Origin of the sequence: Paracidovorax sp. MALMAid1276 (assembly GCF_049198005.1) — a bacterium.
Classification (GTDB): domain Bacteria; phylum Pseudomonadota; class Gammaproteobacteria; order Burkholderiales; family Burkholderiaceae_C; genus Acidovorax.
Genome location: NZ_JBMIRS010000094.1, coordinates 46844 through 71449, shown reverse-complemented (window position 1 = coordinate 71449; position 24606 = coordinate 46844). Strand labels below are relative to the sequence as shown.

The window sequence follows — 24606 nt, the reverse complement described above, 5'->3', positions numbered from 1 at the left end:
GTTGCTATAAAAAAGATAGCTATTAGCGCTTTGTGGATAAGCGCTGAAGGCGATTTTGATGGATATTTTTTGGAGGGGTAACGATGCGCCGATGGACTGTGATGACGATGGCCGCTGCCGCAGCGGCGCTGTGGGTGGCGAGCGGGGCTGCCCAGGCGCAACCCGTCTACAAGTGGGTGGACGAAAACGGCAAGACCCATTACGGCTCGCAGCCCCCACCCGCCAAGCAGGACGCCGAGCCCCTCAAGCTGCACGGCAACAACGGCAGCACATCGTCATCGTCGTCATCGTCGTCATCGTCGGGCAAGGGCGGCGCGGGCGCGCGTGCCCAGCAGGAGTACAACCCCGACGGCACCAAGAAGATTCCCAAAGAAGTGGCGGAGTTCGGCGAGGCCCTCAAGGAATCGCTGGGCAAGGTGGATGGCAAGCAGGTGCCGCTGAACTGCGCCGCCGCCGTCGACAACATCCGCCACCAGGCCGACCAGATGCTGGAAGTGGGCCAGAAGAACGTGCGCGACGGCTACATGAAGCAGGCCGACTTCGACAAGACGGCCCCCAAGATCCGCGAGGCCCGCGGCAAATACAGCGTGTCAGACTGCCAGGCCTCGTCGGGCAACAAGAAATCGTTCTACCAGTGCATGTCGAGCAGCTACAACCATGTGACGGGGTGCGACAAGCAGTTCAAGCATTGATGGGGCGATGCGGGGCCGGGGGCTGGAAACACAAACCGGCGCCTGCTTGCGGCCAGGAGCTGCCACTCGAAACTTGGCTTGCCTTCAGCCTCACGATACGGGATTTACTAACATGACGAGACGTAGGCAGCTCCAGGGCATTGCCTTGGACTTACTTGGATCATTCATAAGTCGAAACAATTACGTGGCGGGATACTGGGGCATTGGTCGCCTGTGCCAGCTAGCCTATAGCTGTCAGACTGCGGAGGTCAGTCTCAATCTTGTCGCCGAGACCATCAATCCTGCAAATGCAGCCTTTGACAAACTCTTGGCAGGCTACGCCATGCGACTTAAACGTCATCTGGATGCGCGGCATATCACTCACACTCGGATTACGCGCACGACGATCCATCTTAACTTTGACCCGGCGCCTCCTCAGGATCGGACGATTCCGATCACCACGTGGGGCAAGCTCTACAGCGCGCTGGTTGTCATTGAGGACGACACGGGGAAGAGCTACGAGGCCATGGCCTATGGGTACTGCGCGCCGCATGATCGGGCGAGAGAATTAAGAAGTGGTGGCGAAGCGCGGTACTAGAGACATGCAGCGACCATGGATTTCCGAGCGACCGCAACGGGCCCAAAGCTGTCTCACCCCACCCCACCCCACCCCACCCCACCCACCCCACCCCACCCCACCCCACCCCACCCCACCCCACCCCGGCCAAGCCACATCACGCGTTGTGCAGCATCTCCCCCCGCCGCAACGCCGCCCCTGACCGCACCAGCTCATCCACCAGGCTCAACAGCCACTCGCCCTCGGCCTGATCGCCGAAATGCCGCTGGCGCAGCATGCCGAAATACGGCGTGCCCCGCGCCCAGGCCGTGAGGTCGGGCAGGGTGATCTGCTGCCATTCCAGCAGCTTGTATTTCAGCAGCACCTTGGCGGCATACAGCGCGTGTTTGCCGGGGTTGCGCACAAAGCCGTCCAGGCGGCGGCGGGCGCCGTCGAGGGCGCGGGGGGCGTCGGCAAACACGGGGCCGTGGCCGGGGATGACGACCTGGGGCGACAGCTTTTCGATCACGTCCAGCGTGGCGGCGACGTCGGCAAACGCGTCATCACCTTCCAGCTCGGGGAACACCACGCCAAAGCCGTTTTCCCACAGCGCGTCGGCCGAGATCAGCACCCGGCCCTGGGGCTCGAACAGCACCACCGAATGCGGGTCGTGCCCCGGCGCGGCATGCACCTGCCAGGGCTTGTCGCCCAGCAGCACGCACGAGTCGGGCATCAGCAGGGTGTCGGCCCGAAACGGCGGGCATTCCTGCCCCGTGGGGGTATAGCTGAGCGCGTAGGCGTCCCACTGGCGCACGTGGTCGGCCTGGCCGGGCGGGATGGCGGTGAGCGCACCGGGCCAGGCCTTTTGCAGCGCGGCGTTGCCGCCGCAGTGGTCGCTGTGCAGGTGGGTGTTGAGCACGCGGTCCAGCGCGCGGCCCGCGAGCGCACTGCGCACCAGCTCCACGGTCTGGTCGGCATGGCTGCAATAGCCGGTGTCCACGATGGCCGTGTCGTGGTGGCCGATAAAGAGGATGTTGTTGGCCGACAGCCAGCCGCGCTCCAGCACGGTGATTTCGGGGGGGAGCAGGTCGTGGGGCGCGGAGCTGGGCATGGGACGGCAAGTGGTGACGGCGCAGCGTACCGCAGTGCGCCGCGCGGCGCGTTCTCCAAAACCCGCAAAGGTGCGCGGCGCGGCACGCGCAGCGTGTCACAGGTTGTAGCGCCCCGGGGAGATGATTCCGTCCGGGTCCAGCAGCAGCTTGAGCCTTCGGGCCAGGTCCAGGCCGGGTTGCGGCTCGGAGCCCTGCAGCGTGTGAAAGGCCTGCGAGCCCACGCGATACGGCACGATGCCCAGCTTGCGTCCTTCTGCGAACAGGGTGTTGAAGCAGCGCCAGGCGCGCTCTGTGTCGGCGGGCGAGCGGCCGTCGAAGAGCAGCGGCACCGAGCTGTCGAAGCAGCGCTCCGACAGGCTGGTGAGGGTGATCAGTGGCTCGAAGCCGTGTGCCAGGCACACGCGGTGGACCATGGCCTCGAAGGCCAGCACGGTGTCGGGCAGCATGGGCACCAGGGGGGCGTACCAGATCAGGCCGCGTTCACCGGTTTGCAGGCCGCGCGTCAGGTCGGGCGGCAGGGGGGTGCCGGTCTTCCAGTAGGGCAGGCGCAGCGCCAGGTCGTCGGGCGTCCCCTCCATCAGGTCGAGCGCACTCAGCATGCGCGCAGCCTGGTCCTGGCCCAGGCCCAGCCATGCGCCCACGCGTGGAAATCGCTGCGCCAGGCCCTGCAGCAGCGCGGCCTTGCGCCGTGTGAGGCGCAGGCTGCGCCCGCTGCAGGGGGCAAATGCGCGCCGGATGGCCGCGATCGCCGCGCGGGCCACGGGGGCTTCGCTGTAGACGCTGCCCACGACCAGGTAGGCGCCCAGGCGGTGGGCCTGCAGCAGGGCCGCCACTTCCTGCGGCTGCAGGGGCTCGCCGCGTGCCAGCGCGTCTGCGGGGTAGGGGCAGGCCATCGACGCCAGGCGGTAGCCGTTGAGGATGTTGACGCCGCCCATGACGCCGCCCATGGAGCGCAGCAGGCCGCGCAGCGTGACGATGGCCGGTGCCAGCTGGTCCGGCCGGTCCAGAAAGATGTAGAAGGCTTCCACATGCGGCGGGCGCCGGGCCAGCGCAATCGTCATCTGCGTGACGACGCCGAAATTCGACTGCGAGAACAGCCCGTCCAGATAGGGGCCGATGCCCCACTTGTAGGCGGGCACCATGCGCTCGCCGCCCAGGCTGGCCAGCCGGGGCCGGTACAGGCTGCCGTCGGCCAGTACGGCTTCGAGGCCCATGACGGCGCCGAAGTGGTCCGCGTGCGGCGTGATGCCGTAGCCGCGTTCGAGCGCGTTGCCCACCAGGCTGGTGCTGGTGCCGGCGCCGGTGGTGGGCACCATGAGCGGCAGGCCGAGCTGGTCCAGGTGGGCGCGCAGCTGCCCCTGGGTGACCCCCGGCTCCAGGGTCACCGTGCCCAGTTCGCCGTCCACCGCCAGGATGCGGTTGAGCCGTGACAGATCCAGCACCACGCAGTGGTCTGAGGGCGGGCTGGCGCCGCCATAGCCCCAGTTGCGCCCGGTGCTGACCGGGTGCAGGCGAATGCGGTGGCGCGCCGCAATGCACACGGCGTGCGCCACGCCCGACGCGGCGGCGGGGCGCAGTGCGGCCGGGATGCTGCGGGTGCTGCCCGGGCCGTAGCGCTCGGCCGCTGCCGGGGCCGTTAGCACGGCGTCGTGGCCCAGCGTGGCGCGCCATTCGGCCAGCGCGCGGTCCAGGGCCTCGCCTTGCTGCGGCAGCGCGCTCAAGGCGCCACTCCCTGCTGCGCCAGCGCCGCGCGGATGCGCTCGCGGATGCCTTGCTCCTCGGCGTTCGAAAAGCTGTGCGAGAAGAACGGTGGCGGCTCGCCCGGCCCGCGGTGGCCGCGCGACCGCAGCTGACGCCCGAGCTGCGCGAAGTCGCCCACGAGCAGCACGCCGGGCGCCTTCACGCGCGGGTTCTCGGCCTTGGCGCCCTGGTCGGCAAAGCCCAGCACCCGCTTGTAGAACGCCACATGGCGGGGGTTGACCTCTACCACGGCATGCGTGGCGTGGTTGACCTGGTGCGCAAAGATGAACGCCACGTGGAACATGGACGCGAGCGTGGCGGGCATGGGCGCGTGGGGCGCGGTGGCCAGCTTGGTGAATTCGCACAGCAGCGCCCCCCGGGCGCGGAACACGTCCAGCGGCGCCTTGAAGCACTCGTCGGACAGCAGGCCCTGGCGGGTGTCGATCTGCACCGTCAGGGTGCCGATCACCTGCTGCTCCTCGTAGGCCACGATGGTCATGCGCTCTGGCGAAAGGGTGAGCGTCTGCGAGCCATAACCCCGCTGTTGATAGCGCCGGTTCAGCAGGCCCAGGGCATCCTGCAGCACCGATGAGCGCCGCGCGACGCGAATCTTGAAGCCCTGGCCGGGCGCGTACGGCACCAGATCAGGGTGCATGAACAGGGTGCTCGACGGCGCGTCGCGCTTCGCGCGCCCGGTCAGCGTCTGGACCAGGCGCTGAATCGCCGGGGCTGGGCCGTGATCACGCATGGCGCGCTCCTGCAAGGGCCAGCCTTTCGGCCACGGGCACCACAAAGCGGCGGCCCAGAATGCCCACCGACATCCACATCGTGAGCGACCAGAACGGGATCGGCACGGCGCCTGACGCCAACGCGGGGTAGTGCCACAGGCCCGTGGCCAGGCCCACGCCCTCCACCACCGCGCCCAGGGCCACGGCGCTCGCGGCGTAGGTCAGGTCAGCGCGGGTGTGGAACATCGCCAGCAATACTGCGCACGACACCGACGACGCCACGGTGAGGGCCTGCGTGTCGCTGCCGAACACGGAAAACGCCAGCACGGTCAGCAACAGGCCAAGCCAGGCGGCACGGCCCAGCGGAACGCTGTGCTGCGGCTCGCCCACAAAGCGCACGAGGTGCAGATACCACCCCATCCACAGCAGGGGTTCGTGCCAGGGCATGAGCAGGAAGTCCTGCTGGCGAAAGGCGAACGCGCCCGAGCGCAGGGCCATGTAGTTCTGGGCCACAAAGAAGGGGCCGACCAGGGCAAACATGGCCCATTCTCGCCGCTCAATGGGACGCAGCACCAGCGCCCACTGCAAGGGCAGCACGATGGCCAGCAGCCACGAGGCGTCGACAAAGCCGATCTGCAGCAGGGTGAGGGCGAGACTGGCGGCAATCACGGCGCGCTCGGGCGTGCGCCTCAACGCGGTGTCCATGGTGCGCGGCGGGGTGTTGAAGGTATGCGGAGCGCGGGACGAGGGCACGAAGGGCCGGGGGCCGGGCAGGAGAGAGCGGACATGGCCCGATTTCAGGCCAAAACGGGCGCCCGGGCCATAGCACTGAGCGGCTAAGACTTAAGTCTTAGTCGTAGTCGTCATCGCAGTTTCAGTTGCAGTTGCAGTTGCAGTCGCACTGCGGTCGAGCAGATGCAGCAGCAGGGCACGCAGCTTGCCCGGACGCACCGGCTTGTGCAGCACGGCATGCCCGCTGTCCTGGGCTTCGCGCAGGCGTTCGGGCGCGGTGTCGCCCGTCACGAGAATGCCGGGAACCGGGCGGCCGCAGAACTGCACCACCTTGGCGATGGCCTGCGCGCCGTTCTCTCCGCCGCGCAGGCGGTAGTCGCTGATCACCACCTCGGGCAGCGGCGCGCCCGCACGCAGCCGGTCCAGCAGCTCGTCGGCGCTGGCCGCTGCGGTCCAGGTGCAGCCCCAGTGCTCGAAAAGCTGGCGCATGCCCTCCAGCACGATGGGGTCGTCGTCGATGGCCGCAATCGATCGCCCGCGCAGCGACTGCAGCCCGGTGCCGGGCAAGGGGGCCGCCGCGCGTGCGTCCGGCGCAGCCGCCGGGGCGGCTGGGGCGGCCGGGCACACCGGAACCGTGACGGTGAAGGTGGAGCCGCAGCCCGGGGCCGAGCGCAGCGAGACGGGGTGGTCCAGCATGCGGCTCAGCCGGTCGACGATGGCCAGGCCCAGGCCCACGCCGTGGCTGCGGTCGCGCTCGGTGTTCTGCACCTGGTAGAACTCCTGGAAGATCTCGCGGTGCAGCGCTGGGGCGATGCCGGGCCCGCTGTCGCGCACCTCGATGCACACCGCGCCGGCGCGCGCGCGGCAGGCCACCAGCACCGTGCCGCGCTGTGTGTGCTGGATGGCGTTGCTCACCAGGTTGCGCAGCATGCGGTCGAGCAGCGCAGCATCGCTGCGCACGGTGGTGCCTGGCCCCGGGCCGTGCAGCGCAAAGCGCAGGCCCTTGCGCTCGGCCACGGGCGCAAACTCGGCCTCGATGCGCGCCAGCGTGCGCCACAGCGCCATGGGCTGCACCTCGCAGGGGATCACCCCGGCATCGAGCTTGGAGATGTCCAGCAAGGCGTTGAACTGCTCTTCCAGCGTGTGGATGGTGGCGGTGATGCTGAGCAGCAGGGGCTGCGAGGCGGCGTCGTCGATGCGCGGGCGCAGCGACTCGAACAGCAGGCCGAGGGCGTGCATGGGTTGGCGCAGGTCGTGGCTGGCTGCCGCCAGAAAGCGCGACTTGGACAGGTTGGTGTAGTCGGCCTGCTCCTTCTGCAGCCTCAGCGCATCGATCAGGTCCATGTTCTCGAAGCGCAGCGTGAGCGAGCGCTCGATCATGGCGTGCACGTTGTGCGCGAACGCCAGCGTGGCGAAGGCCAGCGCCAGGGTCAGGCTGACAAACAGCACCCGGGCGCCAGGCTCCATGCCCGCCACGCCCAGCAGGGTCAGGCCCAGCATGGGAACGATGTAGCCATAGAACAGCCGCCGGTCCGTGGACAGGAAGGCCGCCCCGCCAAAGGCCATGCCCGTGATCGCCGGAAACAGCACCTGCTGCACCTGGTTGGCGGGCACCAGAGAGGGGGCAAGCCCGGCCGCTCCCCAAAGGATTCCGGTGCCCCAGGCGATGAGGGCGAAGCGCTGCTGGGCCGCGTCGACGTCTTGCGGCGCGGGGGTGGAGACCAACAGGCGGTGGTGCAGGTAGTCCCACACGCCCTTGGCCGTGAGGGCGGCCCCCGCCGCGCACCACGCGATCAGGAAAGCCGGTGGCACGGTGCCCCGCAGCGCGGCGGCCACCAGCAGGCACAGGCCCAGGTTCGCACTCAGCGTGAAGGGGTAGTTGCGGTAGATCAGCCGCGCCTGCTCGGCGCGCATGCGGGCGGTCCAGGCGTCGTCGCGCATGGTGCGGGCCGCTCAGGACGGGCCGGTGCCGCGCTGGAACAGCGCCACGATGGCCTGCGCGCGCGAGCTGACCTGGAGTTCGCGCAGGATGGCCGTCACATGCACCTTGACGGTGTTCTCGGTCAGGTTCAGTGCGCGCGCGATCTGCTTGTTCGACTGGCCCTGCGCCATCAGCTGCATCACCTGCTGCTGCCGCTCGGTCAGGCCCAGGCCGGCGTCGCGGGGCGGCGGCGCAGGGGCAGGGGCAAAGGAATCGCCGTCCTGCAGCAGGTGCGACGGCAGGTAGGCGTCGCCCGCCAGCACCACGCGCAGCGCGTGCTCCATCACCTCGGCGGACGAGGCCTTGGGAATGAAGCCGAGAGCCCCCAGGCGCAGCGCCTCCTGGGCATCGTGCCGGTCTTCCGAGGCGGAGACCACCACCACGGGCAGGGCCGGAAACTGCGCGCGCAGCGTGGCCAGCACCTTCATGCCATCGAGCCCGGACAGGCGCAGGTCGAGCAGCACCAGGTCCAGGTCATCGCCCAGCAGCGGGCGGGCTTCGTCGAAAGAGGCGCATTCGAGCACCGTGGCGGCCGGGTCCAGCCGCGCCACGATGCCCTTGAGCGCCTGGCGAAACAGGGGGTGGTCTTCCAGGAGCAGGAACTTCACGGTTCTCGGTAAAGGGCAGCGTCGTGGGCGGCGGCAGGGCGCTGCGAGCGCAATGTAGCACCTGCGCCCGGGCCCTGGCCGCTCCCGCAGCCCCCTGCGCTCCCGTCCCGGGCTGCAGGGCGGCGAGCCCTGGGGGCTGCGCCCGGGGCCCTGCGGCTCAGGCCGTGGGCGCGCGCAGCTCGCGCCGCAGGATCTTGCCCACGTTGCTCTTGGGCAGTTCGTCGCGGAACTCGATGTACTTGGGGCGCTTGTAGCCGGTCAGGTTGTCCTGGCAGTAGCGCGCCACGTCTTCCTCGGTCAGCGCGGGGTCGTTCTTGATGATGAACACCTTGATCGCCTCGCCCTGCTTTTCGTCGGGGATGCCGATGGCCGCGCATTCCACCACGCCGGGGCACAGGCTGATGACCTGCTCCAGCTCGTTGGGGAACACGTTGAAGCCGCTGACCAGGATCATGTCCTTCTTGCGGTCGATGATGCGGGTGTAGCCCTTCTCGTCCATGATGCCGATGTCGCCCGTGCGCATGAAGCCGTCCGCGGTGAAGGCCTTGGCGTTTTCGTCGGGCTGGTTGTAGTAGCCCGTCATCACGTTGGGGCCGCGGATGCAGATCTCGCCCGATTCGCCCTGGGGCAGGCTGTTGCCTTCGTCGTCCTTGATGGCAATGTCGATGCCCGGCAGCGGCAGGCCGATGGTGCCGCTGAACTCGGTGTTGTTCACCGGATTGTTGGTGCCGATGGCGCAGGTCTCGCTCATGCCCCAGCCTTCGATCATCGTGCTGCCCGTCACCTTCTGCCATTGCTTGGCCGTGCCTTCACTGGCGGCCATGCCCCCGGCCTGCGAGACACACAGATGCGAGAAGTCCAGCGTCTTGAACTGTGGGTTCTGCAGCAGCGCGTTGAACAGCGTGTTCACGGCGGGCAGCATGTGGAAGGGGCGCTTCTTCAGCTCGGCCACAAACTTGGGGATGTCGCGCGGGTTGGGGATCAGCGTCATGCTGGAGCCCTGGCGGATGGCCAGCAGGCACAGGGTGAGTGCGAAGATGTGGTACAGCGGCAGCGCGGCAATGCTGTTGGCGCGGCTCAGGTCGCCCACCTTCGCCAGCGCCGGGCTGAACCAGGCCTCGGCCTGCAGGGTGGCGGCGACGATGTTGCGGTGGGTGAGCACGGCGCCCTTCGACAGGCCGGTGGTGCCGCCGGTGTATTGCAGAAAGGCGATGGAGTCGAGCGTGGCCTGGCTTGCGGCCAGCGACTTGTGCTCGCCCATCGACAGCGCCTTCTTGAATGGGACCACCTTGCGTCCGCCCGACAGCGGCAGCTCGTAGGCGGGCACCATCTTGGCCAGGTGGCGCACGGCAAAGGTGATCCAGTGCCCGAACCAGAAGCCCAGCAGGTCGCCCATGGAGGCCATCACCACATGCTGCACGGCGGTGCGGTCGATGACCTCGGCCAGCGTGTGGGCGAAGTTTTCGAGGATCACGATGGCCGTGGCGCCCGAGTCCTTGAGCTGGTGCTCCAGCTCGCGCGCGGTGTACAGCGGGTTCACGTTCACGCAGGTGTAGCCGGCGCGCAGCACGGCGGCCATGGTGACGCCAAATTGCGGGATGTTGGGCAGCATGATGGCCACGCGTGCGCCGGGCGCCAGGCCCAGGCCCTGCAGATAGGCCCCAAGGGCCGCCGAGCGGCGGTCCAGCTCTCCGTAGCTCATCCACTGGTCCATGCAGACCGAGAACGGGCTGTTGGCGTGCTTGCGGAACGACTCCTCCAGCATATGGGCTACAGAGCGGTATTGCTCGGGGTTCACGTCGTGCGGGACGCCCGGGGGGTAGCTCTTGAGCCAGATCTTTTCCATGCGCTAGTTTCCTTCCCTTGCTGCTGCTGCTTTGAGCTTGCTTGATGCCTGATGCCTGATGCATCCACGGCGCCTGATGCGCGGTGGGCACCGATTGTGGAAGGCGCCCGCGCGGCGGGCTATCGGGCTTGTCCTAGTGTGTTTTCGAGCTGCGTCCCGCAGGTGACAGGGTCGGCGTCAAACAGCAGGTCCATCAGCGCGCGCTCGCGCTGCTCGATGGCGGCCAGAAACTGCGCCACCCCGCCGCGCTGGCGCGCAAGCTGGCCGAAGGTGTCAAAGCCCGCTTCCAGAAACTTCTGCAGCGCACCCATGCCGGCGGCCTGGGCCGGGGCGCGCATCATGCGCAGCATCATCCTGAGGCCCGGTGTGCGGGTGAGGCGCGCCAGATCGGTGCCCATGGCCAGCACCCGCTGCAGCTGCTGCTGCCGCGCGGGGCGATCGCCCACGGCCCGCCAGGCGGCGGCATAGCGGGCGGCGTCGGACGGCGGCGTGGAGCCCTGGGAAGACGCCTGCTGCCAGGCACGGCCCATGGCGTGGTCCAGCGCCTCGGTCTGTGCATGCAGCACGGCCAGGTCCACGGCGGTGGCCACGACGGGCTGGGGGAACATGGTCTGCAGCGTGCCCGCAATGCGGCCGAACTGCTGGTCGCGCTCGGTGTAGTCGCTGTCGCTGTACAGCTCCACCAGAAAGAACCGCGCCGCCGGCCCGAACGCGGGCGAAGCCATCAGGTCGGCATAGGTGCCCCGAAAGCGCTGCGCCTGCACGGCCTTGACGCGGCCCACGGCGGCCCCGAGCGCCGGGTCGGCCGTGCGTTGCTCGCGCAGCGCGGTCACGTGGGCAATGGCGTCGCGGATGGTCTGGGCTGCGTCCATGGGGTGGGTCCTGGGTGGGCGGGGCTAGGGATGGCCTGCATAACTCCCTGCGGTCGGTGGTAACGCGGTCTCGGGCGGTCCGCCGCGTTGCTTTTCTTGCCAATAGCAGGGCTATTGGCTGCAAAAAGACGCCTTGCGACCCATCCCGATCCGCACTACCACCGACTCGCAAGGGTTACGCAGGACATCCCTAGCATTCCGATCCCCTACAGCGCCTGACGGCCCCGCCGCAGGTGCGCCCCAACAGCCCGCCTGCCATGTCTGACGCAAACCCCACAGCCGCTGCCCTCCACCCGTGCCTCAGCTGCGGTGCCTGCTGCGCGAGCTTTCGCGTGGACTTTGCCGTGTACGAGATGCAGGCCATGGGCGGCACCGTGCCCGACGATGCCGCGCTGGATGTGAACGGCAGCACCTGCCGCATGCGGGGCACGGAGCAGGTGCCCATCCGATGCGCCGCGCTCACCGGCCAGGTGGGCCGGCAGGTGGCCTGCAGCATCTATGACCTGCGCCCTGCCCCCTGCCGCGAATTTGCGGCGGGCGACTACGCCTGCCACAAGGCGCGGGCACGGCACGGACTGGCGCCGCTGGCGGAAGGCCCCAGCTTGTGAGGTGACACCCTCCAGCAGCCGGGCCACTGCCCGAATCAAATAGTTTAGACCTCAACAAAAATCGGCTGAGTGTTGGAAATAACCGACACCACGGGTTTTTCGGGACACGCAAACTTCGTCCCATGCCAACGCCTTCCACCCCCCATGCCGCCCGCAGGCTCTGGGACATCTCGCCGCCCGTGCACGCGGGCAGCCCCGTGTTTCCGGGCGACACGGCCTACAGCCAGCAGTGGTGCGCCACCATCGGCCCGGGCTGCCCGGTCAATGTCAGCGCCATCACGCTGTCGCCCCACGTGGGCGCGCATGCCGATGCACCGCTGCACTACGACGCAGCGGGCGCCACCATCGGCGACGTGCCGCTCGATGCGTTTCTCGGCCCCTGCCGCGTGATCCATGCCATCGGCTGCGGGCCGCTCATCACCTGGGATCACATCGCCCACGCGGTGGACGGCACCCTGCCCCAGCGCGTGCTGGTGCGCACCTATGAACGCATGCCCGTGGACCGCTGGGACGGTGAACTGGCCGCCTATGCGCCCAACACCATCGAGCGCCTGGCCGATCGGGGCGTGCTGCTGGTGGGCATCGACACCGCCAGCATCGACCCGGCCGACAGCAAGACGCTCGACAGCCACCAGGTCATCCGCCGCCGGGGCCTGCGCGTGCTCGAAAACCTGGTGCTCGACGCCGTGCCCGAGGGCGACTACGAACTCATCGCCCTGCCCCTGAAGCTGACCACGGCCGATGCGTCACCCGTGCGCGCCGTGCTGAGGGCGCTGTAGCTCGATTTCTTCAAGCATTTTTGGCCCCCAGCGCTTATCCAGTAAGCGCCAACAGCTATCAAAACAGAAGCAAACCCGTTCCAACATTATGACCACCACCCTGCAAGACTGCCGCGCGCTGGACGCGCAAGACCCCTTGGCGCCGCTGCGCGACCACTTCGCCCTGCCCCCGGGCGTGATCTACCTCGACGGCAATTCGCTGGGCGTGGCCCCCAAGGCCGCCGCCGCCCGCGTGGCCGATGTGGTGAACCGCGAATGGGCCACCGACCTCATCCAGTCGTGGAACACCGCCAGCTGGTTCGACCTGCCCCAGCGCCTGGGCAACCAGCTGGCCCCGCTGATCGGTGCGGGCAAGGATGAAGTGGTGTGCACCGACACCACGTCCATCAACCTCTACAAGGTGCTGAGCGCGGCGCTGAACATCGCCCGCCAGGACAGCCCGGCGCGCCGCCGCATCGTCAGCGAGCGCAGCAACTTCCCCACCGACCTCTACATTGCCGAAGGCCTGTGCAAGGAGCGCGGGCTGGAGCTGCTGCTGGTGGAGCCCGAGGAGATTGCCGCCGCACTCACCCCCGACGTTGCCGTGCTGATGCTCACGCACGTGAACTACCGCACCGGTGCCATGCACGACATGGCGGCCACCACCGCTGCGGCGCACGCCCAGGGCATCTTGTGCGTGTGGGACCTGGCGCACAGCGCGGGCGCGGTGCCGGTCGATCTGAACGGCGCGGGCGCGGATTTCTCGGTCGGCTGCGGCTACAAGTATTTGAACGGCGGCCCCGGCGCCCCGGCCTTTGTGTGGGTGCATCCGCGCCATGCCGACCGCTTCTGGCAGCCGCTGTCGGGCTGGTGGGGCCATGCCGCACCGTTTGCCTTCACGCCCGACTACCAGCCCGCGCCGGGCATCACGCGCTACCTGTGCGGCACGCAGCCCATCATCAGTTTGTCGGCCCTGCAGTGCGGGCTGGATGTGTTCACCGCCGCGCAATCCCTGGGCGGCATGGCCGCGCTGCGCACCAAGTCGCTGGCGCTGACCGACCTGTTCATAAAGCTGGTGGAAGAGCGATGCGCCGGCCACGGCCTGGGCCTGGCCACGCCGCGTGACCATGCCGAGCGCGGCTCGCAGGTGTGCCTGACGCGCGACGAAGGCGCGGGCGTGAACGGCCAGGGCAGCGGCGCCTACGCCATCGTGCAGGCGCTGATTGCGCGCGGCGTGATCGGGGACTTCCGAAAAGGGGACGGAGGCCAGGGCCGCCACAAGGACATCCTGCGCTTTGGCTTTACGCCGCTGTACCTGGGCTTCGAAGACGTGTGGAACGCGGTGGAGCACCTGCGCCAGGTGCTGGAAAGCGGCGAGTGGCAAAAGCCTGAGTTCAACCAGACCCACGCGGTGACCTGATCATGTGCCCCTTCTCCCACTCCAACACACCGGCCGAATCCAACGCCGGCGACAGGGCAGCGTCTGCCCTGCCCGAATCCATCGTGCACGAAGAGCGCGCCCAGCTCGACTTCAGCCAGAGCATGAGCTATGGCGACTACCTGCAGCTCGATGCCATCCTCACCGCGCAAAAGCCGCATTCGCCCGCGCACGACGAGATGCTGTTCATCGTGCAGCACCAGACCAGCGAACTGTGGATGAAGCTGATGCTGCACGAGCTGCGCGCGGCCATCGGCCACATTGCGCGCGACGAGCTGCCGCCCGCGTTCAAGATGCTGGCGCGCGTGAGCAAGATCATGGAGCAGCTGGTGCACGCCTGGGACGTGCTGGCCACCATGACCCCGCCCGAGTACAGCGCCATGCGGCCTTACCTGGGCCAGTCCAGCGGCTTCCAGAGCTACCAGTACCGCTGCATCGAGTTTGCGATGGGCAACAAGAACCGCGCCATGCTCAAGCCCCACGAGCACCGCGCCGACCTGCTGGCGCTGGTGCAGGCCGCGTACGAGGCGCCGTCGCTGTATGACGAAGCCCTGCGCCTGCTGGCCCGGCGCGGCCTGGCCGTGCCCGCCAGCCACACCGAGCGCGACTGGACCCAGCCGTATGTGGAGAACGATGCGGTGGAACAAGCCTGGCTCACGGTGTACCGCAACCCCGAGCAGCATTGGGACCTGTACCAGCTGGGCGAGGAGCTGACCGACCTGGAGGACGCCTTTCGCCTCTGGCGCTTCCGCCACGTGACCACGGTGGAGCGCGTGATCGGCTTCAAGCGCGGCACCGGCGGCACGGGCGGCGTGAGCTACCTGCGCAAGATGCTGGACGTGGTGCTGTTTCCCGAGATCTGGAAGCTGCGCACCGACCTGTGAGGGGTGCGGCGCGGGCACAGCCTGCCAAGTTGCACGGGTTCAGTCCCCCACCTTGTAGAACGTCTGCCCGCCCGAGATCTGGTACACCGCCGCGTCCACCTGCAGGCTACGCTCGTTGAACAGGTCGAACTGGGCGTTCCAGCCGCCGTCCGGCGGCGTTGAAAGCAGGGCGGATGTGACCAGCATCGACCGCTGCGTGAGCGTGCCCTGGGTGGTGTTCACCTCCCACCGCGCGGCGCCCTGCAGGCCGCGCAGCGGGGGCGGTGTGCCGATGCCGATGGGCAGCTGCATGGCCCGCGCCGGAAACGCCAGCAGCACGCGCGGCCCCGCCTGCTGCACGTTGAGCACGGGCCGCTCCGCGCCCAGCGCGGTGCTGCTGCCCTCGATGCCCAGCCGGTCGGTGGCCACGCGCCGGGTCTGCGCGGGGTTGCGCACATCAAACAGCGCCAGCGGAACCCCGGCCTCGGTGCCGCCGTCCGTCACATCGCGCCCCACGCCCAGCAGCCAGCCGCCCGGCAGCGCAAACAGGTGCCGGGTGTAGCCCTGCGCGGCGATCTCTCCCGCCATGGAGGGATTGCTCGCGTTGGCCAGGTCCAGCACATACACCGGGTCTGACGGGAGGAACGTGGCGGCATAGCCACGCGCGCCCGCAAAGTGCACGGTGTCGATCTGTTGCCCGGCCTGGCCCGTGGGCGAGAGCCGCTGGCGGATGGGCAGCTTGGCCAGCAAGGCCAGGCGGCTGTCGCCCGGCGGGTCGCGCAGCACCGACAGCACGGCCGTGGACACGGGCTTGGACTGGATGGTGACCGGCGGCGCACCGCTTTGCCCGGTCTGCCCGGTAAAGGTCACCACGCGCAGATCGCCCTGGTATTCGTTCATGCGCTCGCCCAGGCGGGTCATGTCCCAGCCCAGGTGGCCGTCCACCACACCCGATGCGCTGTAGTCCACCTGGCCACCGCGCAGCGCGAACTTGTGGATGTCGGTGCGGCTGCCGACCGGAAACACCATGTTGATCACGTCGCCGCCATAGCGGTACTGCCGCGAGCTGGCCACGTAGACGCTGCTGGCCCCCAGGTACAGGCCCTCGCTGCCGCCCGCAAAGCAGCGGCTGGTGCGCGCAAGGCCCGACGATGCGAGGTCGATGGCCGTGATGGTGGTGAGCTGCAGGTTGAGCGAGGCATTGCCCGGCTGCAGCAGGCAGTCGGCTTCGGTCACCAGCAACTGGGGCTGCCCGTTGTCCACCCGCAGCGTGGGCAGGATGTCGGTCGCCTTCAGGTCTTTCAGCGCGGCCTCCAGCTGCGGCGCAGTGGCACCTGCCGGCACGGTGAAGCGCGTGAGGTCTGGCGACCAGGTGGTGACGATGTACAGCGTGTTGCCCACCAGGCGGCTGCCCAGCACCAGGCCGTCAATGCGCATGCGCTTGAGCTGCGCAGGCACCACATCCTTGCCGATGGAAAACACGTCGAGCGACAGCGTGCGGCTGTATTCGGGCACCACCGTGGTGTCGGCCGCGCCCTCGGCGGCCGCCTGGCGGCCCGCAGCAGGCGCCGTGAACGGAACACCGGGCTGGCGGCCCACATAGGGGTCTTGCTGCGAGATCACGGCGGCGCGCGTGCCACCGCCCGCCACGTAAAAGCCATAGGGCACAAAAGTCTCGTCCAGCGCCACCCGGCCCACGCTGCGCAGGCTGTGGTCCGGCAGCCGCGCCATGGCGGAGAAGCGGGGCGGCTGCTGCTCCAGCGCCGCCCCCGAGCCCGTGGTGTGGGCGCGGTGCAGCGCATACAGCATGGTGCCGTCGGCCTTGACGAGCCCGTCCTCCTCCACCTGCGGCCCCACCAGCGGCGTGCCCGTGTTCACCACCACCGAGCCCGCGCGGCCCGGGTCGCTGACCGTGGGCAGCGTGATGACCGTGCCCGGCAACCCCGCAGCCACGCGCTGCGCCACCTTGGTCCTGAAAAAGCCCACCAGCTCGCCCGAGCGCACGGCCTGCAGCCGCGCCTCGTTCGGCGTCTGGGGGCCGCCGGGCTCGCCCGCCCCGCCGCCACAGCCCGCCACAAAGGCCGCAGCACACAGCGCGCCCCAGCCCATCCCCCATGCCATTCCACGTTGTTTCATTTGGTGATTTCTCCGTCCAGATAGGTATCTGTGGCGCGGCGTGCGCTCAGGCGCTCTCTCAATCCGGTGTTGCGTCGTCCGTAAGTACATGGTGCACACCCGCCACAGATAAGTGGGATAATATCCCACGTAATTTACAGCGGTCAACCACATCACAATGGCGGCTGTTTGCCCGCCTGCGCGGCGCCGCCTTTTTGTTGTCTTCGTGTTCGTTCACCATGCCTTCCCGTTCCGCCATTGTTCTCGCCTGCGCCCTGCACGTGCTGCGGCCGCTGGCGCGCCTGCTGCTGCGCAATGGCGTGGCCTACCCGGCGTTCGCCGCAGCGATGAAGAAGGTGTTTCTGGATGCCGCGCACGCCGAGCTGCAGGACAGCGGCAAGAAGCCCACGGACAGCGCGGTGAGCCTGATGTCGGGCGTGCACCGCCGCGACGTGCGCAACCTGGGCCGGCTGGCCGAGCCCGCCGATGCCGAGGACGCTGGCGAAACCCCGCTGAACATGGCCAGCCAGGTGGTGGCCCGCTGGCTGAGCCAGCCCGACTGCCTGGACGACGAGGGCCAGCCCCGCCCGCTGCCCCGCGCCGGTGGCGGCCCGCATTTCGACGCCCTGGTGGCCAGCATCAGCAGCGACGTGCGCCCCCGCGCGGTCCTGGACGAACTGCTGCGCCTGGGCATGGCCGAAGAAGACCTCGGCAGCGGCGAGGTGCGGCTGCTCATCACCGGATTTGTGCCGCGCCAGGGCTTTGCCGAAATGGCGCAACTGATGCAGCACAACGTGCACGACCACCTGGCCGCGGCCGCGCTGAACCTGCAGGGCGAACACAACTACCTGGAGCAGGCGGTGTTTGTGGACCAGCTCAGCGAGGAATCCACCCGCCGCCTGCACGCCGTGGCAGCGCGCGCCTGGCGCCAGGCCTTCAAGACCGTGATGACCGAGGCGCAGGCCCGGTTCGACCACGACCAGCAACACACTGCCCCCGGCAAGCGCATTCACCGCGCGCGCTTCGGCAGCTATTTTTATGCCGCAGACAACGATGAACACCCTTCTTCCTGAGCTGGCCCTGCGCGCCGTGCGCGCCTTCACCCTGCTGTTGGCACTGGCGCTGGCCGCCTGCGGGCCCGGCACGGGCGGCACCGGCACGGGCCCCGTCACGGGCGTCTATTCGTACGCGGGCCCCGGCTTCAGCGTGGGCGCGCCCTGCGCGGACGACTGCCCCCGGATCACCCTGCGCCTGGAGCCCGAACGCGTGGAGTTCACCGCGCTGTGCCTGCGCTTCGTGCATGAAGGCCCCTGGCAGCCGGACGCCGAGGGCGCGGTCACGTTGGAAGGCACGCTGGAAACCACGGAATGGCTGAACGGCCAGCCGCGCATCACCCGCAGCCCCGCCGTGCTGCGCCTGCAGTTCAGCAGCGCCACCGCCGCCGAACCCCGCGAGGTGTCCCTGACGCTGCGCGACGCCACCGGCGCCAACCTGGTGACGCCCATCACGCTGGAGCAAGGCACACAGGCCGCCGCCCCCAGCGGGTGCAGCGCGGGGCTATAGGCAGACAAGCCCCGGCTTAGCCACCGAGGGCGTTGCACCGGGGCAAAGCGGGATTGGGGCACAAAAAAAGCTGCCAGCGCTTGCTGGACAAGCGCTGGCAGCTATCGTTTTTGATTTTGTGCCCTGCAAAGCGGGCGATGGCCCCGGCTGCATCACCCACGCGGTGGGCAGCGCAGCACGCCGGGTGAAAAAGCGCCAGAAAGTCAGCGGCCCGAGACCAGCATGGGCCGGCCGCGGCACCAGATCGGGGTGAGGTAGCCGATCTGGATGGTCATCTCATTGCCGTCGCCACGCACCGTGGTGGGGCCGTTGCTATAGGCATAGCCGCTGTCGGTGGCCTGGGCAGGCAGGCCCACCGTCCAGCCGTTGCGCACCAGCACGCCCATGTTCTGCTCGGGGAAGAACTGCATCTCCACCTTGTCGCCATTGCCGCACGCAAACTGCATGCTGCCGGTTTCGTTGAACGACACCTTCTGCGCGGGGGCGGTGGCGCAACCTGTGGCCAGCAAGGCAACCAGCACGCTCGAACCCAGTGGTACCAACTTCTTCATCCGTCAAACTCCTTCACTGCCAACCCCGGCCGGGGGCCCGCCGACGGGCCCTGCACGGCGCACAAGCACAAAGCTTGCCAACTTCCACCAATGGGAACAAACGCCGCGCAGCGGCCGCGGGACACACCCCAAAGGGTGCCCCAGCCCACTGCCTGCGTCGATTGGGGTGATCCCTCCTAGGGATTGCCATAACCCGCTGCCCACCCCCTCCTTGAGCCTTCCAGGCCCTCCGGCCCCAGACAAACAAACGATGCCCAGGGAAGCCGGGGAGTCTGGCGAGCCGGTATTGCGCCCCCATGACACGCCAAAACCGCACCAGAACGCACGGGAATAGGCGCTGGGCTGGCAATGCGCCACAGCACCGCGAGCCCGTCTTCCGCGACGGGAGACCCCGGCGATGGAGATGTCGCCCTGGGGCAGACACCGGCCGCCGGAACACTTACGCTTGATGGTCCGGCCCCTGGCCCGCCTCCGACCGCTTGTTTTTCAGCTTTCTCCTTCTGTCTCTTCGCCTGCCCTCCCGCCCCGTGCCAGCGCCCTCCGCCCCTTCCTCCGCGTCGTCCCCACCACCCACAGCTGCCCACCCCGTGCAGGCCCCGCCCCTGCCTGGCCGCACGGCATGGGTCATGCTGCTGGCGCTGATCTCGGGCTTTGGCCTGAGCCAGGCGTTTCGCACCATCACGGCCATCATGGCCACAGGGCTGCAGGCCGAGTTCAGCCTCTCGGCCCAGGCGCTGGGCGTGTTTGCAGGGGCGTTCGCGTTTGCCTTCGGCACCATGCAGCTGTTCATGGGCGTGGGCATCGATCTGTATGGCGTGCGGCGCACGCTGCTCTCGGCGTTTCCGCTGGCCATTGCGGGCGCGCTGCTGTCCGCGCTGGCGCCGGGCTATGGCACGGTGCTGCTGGGCCAGGTGCTGATCGGCGTGGGCTGCGCGCCCGCGTTTTTGGTGTGCACCGTGTTCATTGCGCGGTACTTTCCGGCCACCCGCTTTGCCATGGTGTCGGGCGTGGCCATGGGCGTGGGCGGGCTGGGCATGCTGTTCACCGGCACGCCGCTGGCGTGGCTGGTGCAGCACTCGTCGTGGCGCGTGGGGTTTGCCGTGCTGGCGGGGCTTTCGGTGCTGGCCTGGCTGCTGATCTACTGGAAAGTGCACGAGCCCCCGCTGCCGGACCACAGCGGTGCAGCGCCGCGCGAATCGGTGGGCGCGGCGGTGCGCGGATTTGGCGCCCTGTTTCTGCTGCCGCACACGGCCGGCATCATGCTGTTGGCGCTGACGACGTATGCCTCGTTCCTCACGCTGCGCGGGCTGTGGCTGGGGCCGCTGCTGATCGAGCGGCACGGCTACAGCCTGGTGGCCAGCGGCAATGTGGCCATGCTGTCGTCGCTGGTGTCGCTGTTCACCCCGGCGTTGTTCGGCCGGCTGGACCCGGGCCCGGCACGGCGGCGGCGCTGGATCACCGGCTTCACCGTGCTGCTGGCCGCCCTGTTTGGCGCCGTGGGCCTGCTGCACGCCGAATGGCTGGACGTGTCGGGCTCCATCGCCGTGGGCCTGCTGTCGGGCTACATGGTGCTGCAGTACGCCGACGTGCGCTCGTCCTACGCCCCGGCCGTCACCGGCCGCGCCATGGCCGTGTTCACCATGGCGCTGTTCCTGGGCGTGGCGCTGATGCAGTGGGCCACCGGCCTGGCCGCGTCTGTGGCCGCCGCGAACGGAGCCGACCCCTATGTGGCCGTGATGCTCACGATTGCGGGCATGCTGGCCGCCGGTGTGCTGGCGTTTCGCTGCCTGCCCGCGCCACCGGCCACGCCTGCAGCAAACCAAACAACAACTCCATCACGGTAAAGCCCAGCACGATCACGTTGGCGCCGTGGGCCACGGCATAGATCTGCCAGGCCGCAAACAAAAAGCGCGCCACACCGTCCAGCCGCCCCAGGAGCAACGTGGGCGTGACGATGCGCGCCACCGACCACACCACCACCACCGAGCCCAGCAGGTTGGCCAGCAGCAAGTGCGTGCCGTCCAGCGGGTGCAGCGTGCCCGGAAGACCCAGCGCCTGCGCCAAGGCGCCCAGCTGCGCGTAGAGCCACACAAAGGTCCACGGCAGCGCAAACGGCCAGGTGACGAGCAGGTCGTACCACGCGCTGGCGCGCACGATGCGCGTGTAGCGGCGCAGAGACATGGCAGGAAATACGAAAAAAGTGGAAGCGATGGTGGTGGCAGACATGGTTGTGCAGTCGCGCAAGGTAATGAACAAGCTGCCAGCTTGCGGCCTGAAGTACGCTTCAGGGTCAAGCAGTTTGTGCCACCTTTGTTGAAAACGTGTTGTCATTCCGCCTGGAGCGCTTGCATGCACCTACCCCCACTCGCCACCTTGGTGCAGCCCGCAGGCACCCAACGCTGCGCACCCTCGCAAGTGCCACCAGAAGGCACCTACCCCACTCATCCCCAGGACCAATCCCCATGCTGATCGGTGAACTGGCCGCCGCCTCGGGCCTCAGCCGCGAGGCCCTGCGGTTTTACGAACAGCAGGGCCTGATCCGCGCCCGGCGCCTGGGCAACGGCTACCGCGACTACCCGCCCGAGGTGGTGGCGCTGGTGCAGTACATCCGCACGGCGCAGCAGCTGGGCTTCACACTGGCCGAGATCGGCGACCGACTGCCCGCCATCTGGGACGCCCCCGAGCCCGGCCCGCTGGTCAACCAGGTGCTCGCCAGCAAGCTGGGCGAGATCGACGCGCGCATCGCCGCACTGCAGGCCCTGCGCCAATCCCTGGCCGAACGCGTAGCCGCCGATTGCCCGTTGCAGGCGGCGCAGGGTTCATAGTGCCTCACCGGCCTTTTATTCCAAGCAAAATTAGCCTCCAGCGCTTATCCAGAAAGCGCCAAAAGCTATATTTTTTATAGCAAAATCTCTCAAACCGCAGGCGGCGGCACCTGGTGCAGCACCGTGGCGTTGTTGCCGTAGGCGTCCACGCCTTCGATCTGCACCCCAAAGCCCCACAGCCGGGCCACGTGCTTGAGCACCTCCTGCGTGTCGTCGCCCAGCGGGCGGCCCTGGTACTGGGTGTGGCGCAGGGTCAGGCTGCGGTCGCCGCGCAGGTTCACGTTCCAAACCTGGATGTTGGGCTCGCGCGTGCCCAGGTCGTATTGCTGCGACAGGGTCTGGCGCAGGTTGCGGTAGCCGTTTTCGTCGTGGATGTCGCTCACCAGCAGCTCGCTCTGGCGGGCGTCGTCGTGCACGGCGAACAGGCGCATCTCGCGCATGAGGTGCGGGCTGAGGTATTGGCCGATGAAGCTCTCGTCCTTGAAGTTGCGCATGGCGTGGTCCAGCGTGGGCAGCCAGGGGGTGCCCGCGATGTCGGGGAACCAGTGGCGGTCTTCCGCCGTGGGGTTCTGGCAGATGCGCTGGATGTCGCGGTACATCGCAAAACCCAGCGCATAGGGGTTGATGCCGCTGTAGGCGCGGTGCCCCACGGGCGGCTGGTAGACCACGTTGGTGTGCGAGCCCAGCCATTCGATCATCACGCCGTCGCTCAGGTGGCCCTCGTCATACAGCGTGGTCAGCAGCGTGTAGTGCCAGAAGGTGGCCCAGCCTTCGTTCATGACCTGGGTCTGGCGCTGCGGGTAGAAATACTGCGCAATCTTGCGCACGATGCGCACGATCTCGCGCTGCCAGGGTTCCAGCAGGGGGGCATGTTTTTCGATGAAGTACAGGATGTTTTCCTGCGGCTCCTGGGGGAAGCGCGTGTTCTCTTCCACGGCGCCTTCCTTGCCGGGGCGGGTGGGCAGGGTGCGCCACAGCTCGTTGACCTGCTGCTGCGCATAGGCCTCGCGCTGGGCGCGCTCCTGCCGCTCGCGCGCCAGGGTCTTGCGCGAGGGGCGGCGGTAGCGGTCCACCCCGAAGTTGGCAAGCGCGTGGCACGAGTCCATGAGCTGCTCCACCTCGGCCAGGCCATAGCGGTCTTCGCACTGCGCCACATAGTCCTTGGCGTACACCAGGTAGTCGATGATGCTGGACGCATCGGTCCACATGCGGAACAGGTAGTTGCCCTTGAAGAAGCTGTTGTGCCCATAGGCCGCATGCGCAATCACCAGCGCCTGCATCGCGGTGGTGTTTTCTTCCATGAGGTAGCTGATGCAGGGGTTGGAGTTGATGACGATTTCGTACGCCAGCCCCATGTGGCCGCGCCGGTAGCGCCGCTCGGTGGCCAAAAATTCTTTGCCGTAGCTCCAGTGCCGGTAGTTCACGGGCATGCCCACGCTGGAATAGGCGTCCATCATCTGCTCGGCGGTGATGATTTCGAGCTGGTTGGGGTAGGTGTCGAGGCCAAAGCGCTCGGCCGTGGCGGCGATGGCGGCGTGGTAGCGCTCGATGAGCTCAAACGTCCAATCACTTGGGTCGGGCAGCGGCTCGCTGGGTCGCTTGCCCGCAGGCAGCGGCTGGCCGGGCACGCTGCGGTGGCGGCGCTCGCCCACGGCGGCCGCCTTCCAGGGGTTGTCGCTCACGCGGCGCTCCAGCACCGGGTAATGCGCGATGCCGTGGGCCATGGGCCCGCCCGGGTCGCGGTCGCGGTCTTGGGGGTCGTCGTTCATGCCTGCACCCCTTCCTTCTTGAACAGCTCGCGGAACACCGGGTAGATGTCGCTGGGCTGGCCCACCTTGCGCATCGCAAAGTGCGGGTACAGCGGCAGCAGCTGGCTGTATTCCTCCCACAGGTTCTGCTCTTCCTGCGCCACCTGCACATAGGCAAAGTAGCGGGCCACGGGCAGGATGCGGTCGGCCAGCAGGTCGCGGCAATTGCCGCTGTCGTTGCTGAAGTTGTCGCCATCACTGGCCTGGGCCACGTAGATGTTCCAGTCGCCCACGGGGTAGCGCGCGCGGATAATCTGATCGAGCAGCACCAGCGCGCTGCTCACCACGGTGCCGCCGCTTTCGGTGGAGTGAAAGAACTGGTCTTCGGTCACCTCGGCCGCCTGCGTATGGTGGCGGATGAAGACGATGTCGATGGTTTCGTAATGCCTTGTGAGAAACAGGTACAGCAGGATGAAAAAGCGCTTGGCCAGGTCCTTGCGCGCCTCGTCCATGGACCCCGACACATCCATCAGGCAGAACATCACGGCCTGGCTGCTGGGCACGGGCACCGGCGTGCGCGCGCGAAAGCGCAGGTCGATGGGGTCGAGAAACGGAATGCGGCCCACGCGCTGTTGCAGCGCCGCAATGCGGCCCTGCAGCTCGGCCAGCACTTCGCTGGTGCCGTCGTCCTGCGCCAGCAGCGCATCCAGCTGGGCCTGCAGGCTGTGCAGCTCGCCCTGCGGCGCCTTGCCCAGCGCAATGCGCCGGCCCAAAGCACCGCGCATGGTGCGCACCACGGCCAGGTTGTTGGGCGTGCCGTCCTGGCTGTAGCCGGCGCGGCGCGACTTCCATTTCGGGTTCTCGCCAATGTGGGTGCGCAGCAGGTGGGGCAGCGCCAGGTCTTCAAAGAAGATCTGCATGAACTCTTCCTTGGTCAGCGTGAAGGTGAAGTCGTCTTCGCCCTCGCCGCTGTCGCTGGCCTGCGAGCCACGCCCCCCTGCCCCGCCCTGCGGCCGCTGTATGCGGTCGCCGCGCACATGGTCGGTGTTGCCGGGGTGCACCGTGTCGCGGATGCCGCCCTGGCCGTGGTGGAACAAGGGCTCGCTGATGTCCTTCTTGGGGATGGTGATGTTCTCGGCCTGCTCGATGTTGCGGATGTCGCGCTCGGAGACAGCACGGCGCACCGCGTCGGCGATCTGCTCCTTGTATCGCCGAACAAAACGCTCGCGGTTGCCCACCGATTTGTTCTTGCCTGCGAGCCGGCGGTCGATGATTTGCAATGGCATCTCCT

Annotated in this window: 23 protein-coding genes; 10 read left to right on the top strand and 13 right to left on the bottom strand. The window is 68.1% G+C overall.

What is annotated here, in order from left to right:
• The first annotated feature begins 83 nt into the window (after positions 1 to 83).
• Complete coding sequence (locus ACOQFS_RS06295) at positions 84 to 692, top strand: DUF4124 domain-containing protein (RefSeq protein WP_421562044.1); 609 nt, start codon at positions 84 to 86, stop codon at positions 690 to 692.
• Between the two features lie 145 nt (positions 693 to 837).
• On the top strand, positions 838 to 1269 hold the full coding sequence (locus ACOQFS_RS06290) for a hypothetical protein (protein WP_421562043.1): 432 nt from the start codon (positions 838 to 840) through the stop codon (positions 1267 to 1269).
• Between the two features lie 136 nt (positions 1270 to 1405).
• Here the strand turns inward: ACOQFS_RS06290 and ACOQFS_RS06285 are convergent, their stop codons facing one another.
• The 8 genes from ACOQFS_RS06285 to ACOQFS_RS06250 all read right to left on the bottom strand — a co-directional run bounded on the left by ACOQFS_RS06285 (position 1406) and on the right by ACOQFS_RS06250 (position 10846).
• A complete protein-coding gene (locus tag ACOQFS_RS06285) occupies positions 1406 to 2338 on the bottom strand; it encodes an MBL fold metallo-hydrolase (protein WP_421562042.1) in 933 nt (310 codons plus the stop codon).
• 96 nt (positions 2339 to 2434) lie between these two features.
• Positions 2435 to 4060, bottom strand: a complete 1626-nt coding sequence (locus tag ACOQFS_RS06280) for an FAD-binding oxidoreductase (protein WP_421562041.1) — start codon at positions 4058 to 4060, stop codon at positions 2435 to 2437.
• Positions 4057 to 4827 carry an N-acyl amino acid synthase FeeM domain-containing protein gene (locus tag ACOQFS_RS06275; RefSeq protein WP_421562040.1) on the bottom strand — a complete coding sequence of 257 codons (771 nt, stop codon included), beginning with the start codon at positions 4825 to 4827 and terminating at the stop codon, positions 4057 to 4059. The genes ACOQFS_RS06280 and ACOQFS_RS06275 overlap by 4 nt, the downstream gene beginning before the upstream one ends.
• Complete coding sequence (locus tag ACOQFS_RS06270) at positions 4820 to 5512, bottom strand: hypothetical protein (protein ID WP_421562039.1); 693 nt, start codon at positions 5510 to 5512, stop codon at positions 4820 to 4822. Before ACOQFS_RS06270 ends, ACOQFS_RS06275 begins: the two co-directional genes overlap by 8 nt.
• Positions 5513 to 5650: 138 nt before the next feature.
• Positions 5651 to 7480 (bottom strand): hybrid sensor histidine kinase/response regulator, encoded by a 1830-nt coding sequence (locus tag ACOQFS_RS06265; RefSeq protein ID WP_421562038.1) that lies wholly within the window; start codon positions 7478 to 7480, stop codon positions 5651 to 5653.
• Between the two features lie 12 nt (positions 7481 to 7492).
• On the bottom strand, positions 7493 to 8128 hold the full coding sequence (locus ACOQFS_RS06260) for a LuxR C-terminal-related transcriptional regulator (protein ID WP_421562037.1): 636 nt from the start codon (positions 8126 to 8128) through the stop codon (positions 7493 to 7495).
• A 157-nt stretch (positions 8129 to 8285) separates the two neighbouring features.
• Positions 8286 to 9974 carry an AMP-binding protein gene (locus ACOQFS_RS06255; RefSeq protein ID WP_421562036.1) on the bottom strand — a complete coding sequence of 563 codons (1689 nt, stop codon included), beginning with the start codon at positions 9972 to 9974 and terminating at the stop codon, positions 8286 to 8288.
• A 119-nt stretch (positions 9975 to 10093) separates the two neighbouring features.
• On the bottom strand, positions 10094 to 10846 hold the full coding sequence (locus ACOQFS_RS06250) for an FFLEELY motif protein (RefSeq protein ID WP_421562035.1): 753 nt from the start codon (positions 10844 to 10846) through the stop codon (positions 10094 to 10096).
• Positions 10847 to 11103: 257 nt separating this feature from the next.
• On the opposite strand from ACOQFS_RS06250, the gene ACOQFS_RS06245 reads away from it, so the two are divergent.
• From ACOQFS_RS06245 to kynA, 4 genes are all read left to right on the top strand, one after another.
• Positions 11104 to 11454, top strand: a complete 351-nt coding sequence (locus ACOQFS_RS06245) for a YkgJ family cysteine cluster protein (protein ID WP_421562034.1) — start codon at positions 11104 to 11106, stop codon at positions 11452 to 11454.
• Between the two features lie 122 nt (positions 11455 to 11576).
• Positions 11577 to 12233 (top strand): arylformamidase, encoded by a 657-nt coding sequence (gene kynB, locus ACOQFS_RS06240; RefSeq protein WP_421562033.1) that lies wholly within the window; start codon positions 11577 to 11579, stop codon positions 12231 to 12233.
• A gap of 88 nt (positions 12234 to 12321) precedes the next feature.
• The gene (gene kynU, locus ACOQFS_RS06235) at positions 12322 to 13632 is read left to right on the top strand and encodes a kynureninase (protein ID WP_421562032.1); all 1311 of its coding nucleotides are present in this window, start codon (positions 12322 to 12324) and stop codon (positions 13630 to 13632) included.
• Positions 13633 to 13634: 2 nt separating this feature from the next.
• The gene (gene kynA, locus ACOQFS_RS06230) at positions 13635 to 14534 is read left to right on the top strand and encodes a tryptophan 2,3-dioxygenase (RefSeq protein ID WP_421562031.1); all 900 of its coding nucleotides are present in this window, start codon (positions 13635 to 13637) and stop codon (positions 14532 to 14534) included.
• 39 nt (positions 14535 to 14573) lie between these two features.
• Here kynA and ACOQFS_RS06225 read toward each other — a convergent pair whose 3' ends face one another.
• The gene (locus ACOQFS_RS06225) at positions 14574 to 16649 is read right to left on the bottom strand and encodes a beta-propeller domain-containing protein (RefSeq protein ID WP_421562030.1); all 2076 of its coding nucleotides are present in this window, start codon (positions 16647 to 16649) and stop codon (positions 14574 to 14576) included.
• A gap of 218 nt (positions 16650 to 16867) precedes the next feature.
• Here ACOQFS_RS06225 and ACOQFS_RS06220 point away from each other — a divergent pair, with 218 nt between their 5' ends.
• Positions 16868 to 17701 carry a DUF6502 family protein gene (locus tag ACOQFS_RS06220; RefSeq protein ID WP_421562029.1) on the top strand — a complete coding sequence of 278 codons (834 nt, stop codon included), beginning with the start codon at positions 16868 to 16870 and terminating at the stop codon, positions 17699 to 17701.
• Positions 17682 to 18191, top strand: a complete 510-nt coding sequence (locus ACOQFS_RS06215) for a hypothetical protein (RefSeq protein ID WP_421562028.1) — start codon at positions 17682 to 17684, stop codon at positions 18189 to 18191. Before ACOQFS_RS06220 ends, ACOQFS_RS06215 begins: the two co-directional genes overlap by 20 nt.
• A gap of 203 nt (positions 18192 to 18394) precedes the next feature.
• Here the strand turns inward: ACOQFS_RS06215 and ACOQFS_RS06210 are convergent, their stop codons facing one another.
• Positions 18395 to 18742, bottom strand: a complete 348-nt coding sequence (locus ACOQFS_RS06210; RefSeq protein ID WP_421562027.1) for an MliC family protein — start codon at positions 18740 to 18742, stop codon at positions 18395 to 18397.
• Between the two features lie 626 nt (positions 18743 to 19368).
• Here ACOQFS_RS06210 and ACOQFS_RS06205 point away from each other — a divergent pair.
• Positions 19369 to 20586, top strand: a complete 1218-nt coding sequence (locus ACOQFS_RS06205) for an MFS transporter (RefSeq protein WP_421562099.1) — start codon at positions 19369 to 19371, stop codon at positions 20584 to 20586.
• Here the strand turns inward: ACOQFS_RS06205 and ACOQFS_RS06200 are convergent.
• On the bottom strand, positions 20483 to 20923 hold the full coding sequence (locus ACOQFS_RS06200) for a hypothetical protein (RefSeq protein ID WP_421562026.1): 441 nt from the start codon (positions 20921 to 20923) through the stop codon (positions 20483 to 20485). The two genes, ACOQFS_RS06205 and ACOQFS_RS06200, sit on opposite strands and share 104 nt — an antisense overlap.
• 281 nt (positions 20924 to 21204) lie before the next feature.
• On the opposite strand from ACOQFS_RS06200, the gene ACOQFS_RS06195 reads away from it, so the two are divergent.
• Positions 21205 to 21567 (top strand): MerR family transcriptional regulator, encoded by a 363-nt coding sequence (locus ACOQFS_RS06195; protein ID WP_421562025.1) that lies wholly within the window; start codon positions 21205 to 21207, stop codon positions 21565 to 21567.
• 89 nt (positions 21568 to 21656) lie between these two features.
• Here the strand turns inward: ACOQFS_RS06195 and ACOQFS_RS06190 are convergent, their stop codons facing one another.
• Both ACOQFS_RS06190 and ACOQFS_RS06185 read right to left on the bottom strand, forming a co-directional pair.
• Positions 21657 to 23336, bottom strand: a complete 1680-nt coding sequence (locus ACOQFS_RS06190) for a SpoVR family protein (protein ID WP_421562024.1) — start codon at positions 23334 to 23336, stop codon at positions 21657 to 21659.
• Positions 23333 to 24601 (bottom strand): YeaH/YhbH family protein, encoded by a 1269-nt coding sequence (locus ACOQFS_RS06185; protein ID WP_421562023.1) that lies wholly within the window; start codon positions 24599 to 24601, stop codon positions 23333 to 23335. The genes ACOQFS_RS06190 and ACOQFS_RS06185 overlap by 4 nt, the downstream gene beginning before the upstream one ends.
• Positions 24602 to 24606 lie beyond the last annotated feature (5 nt).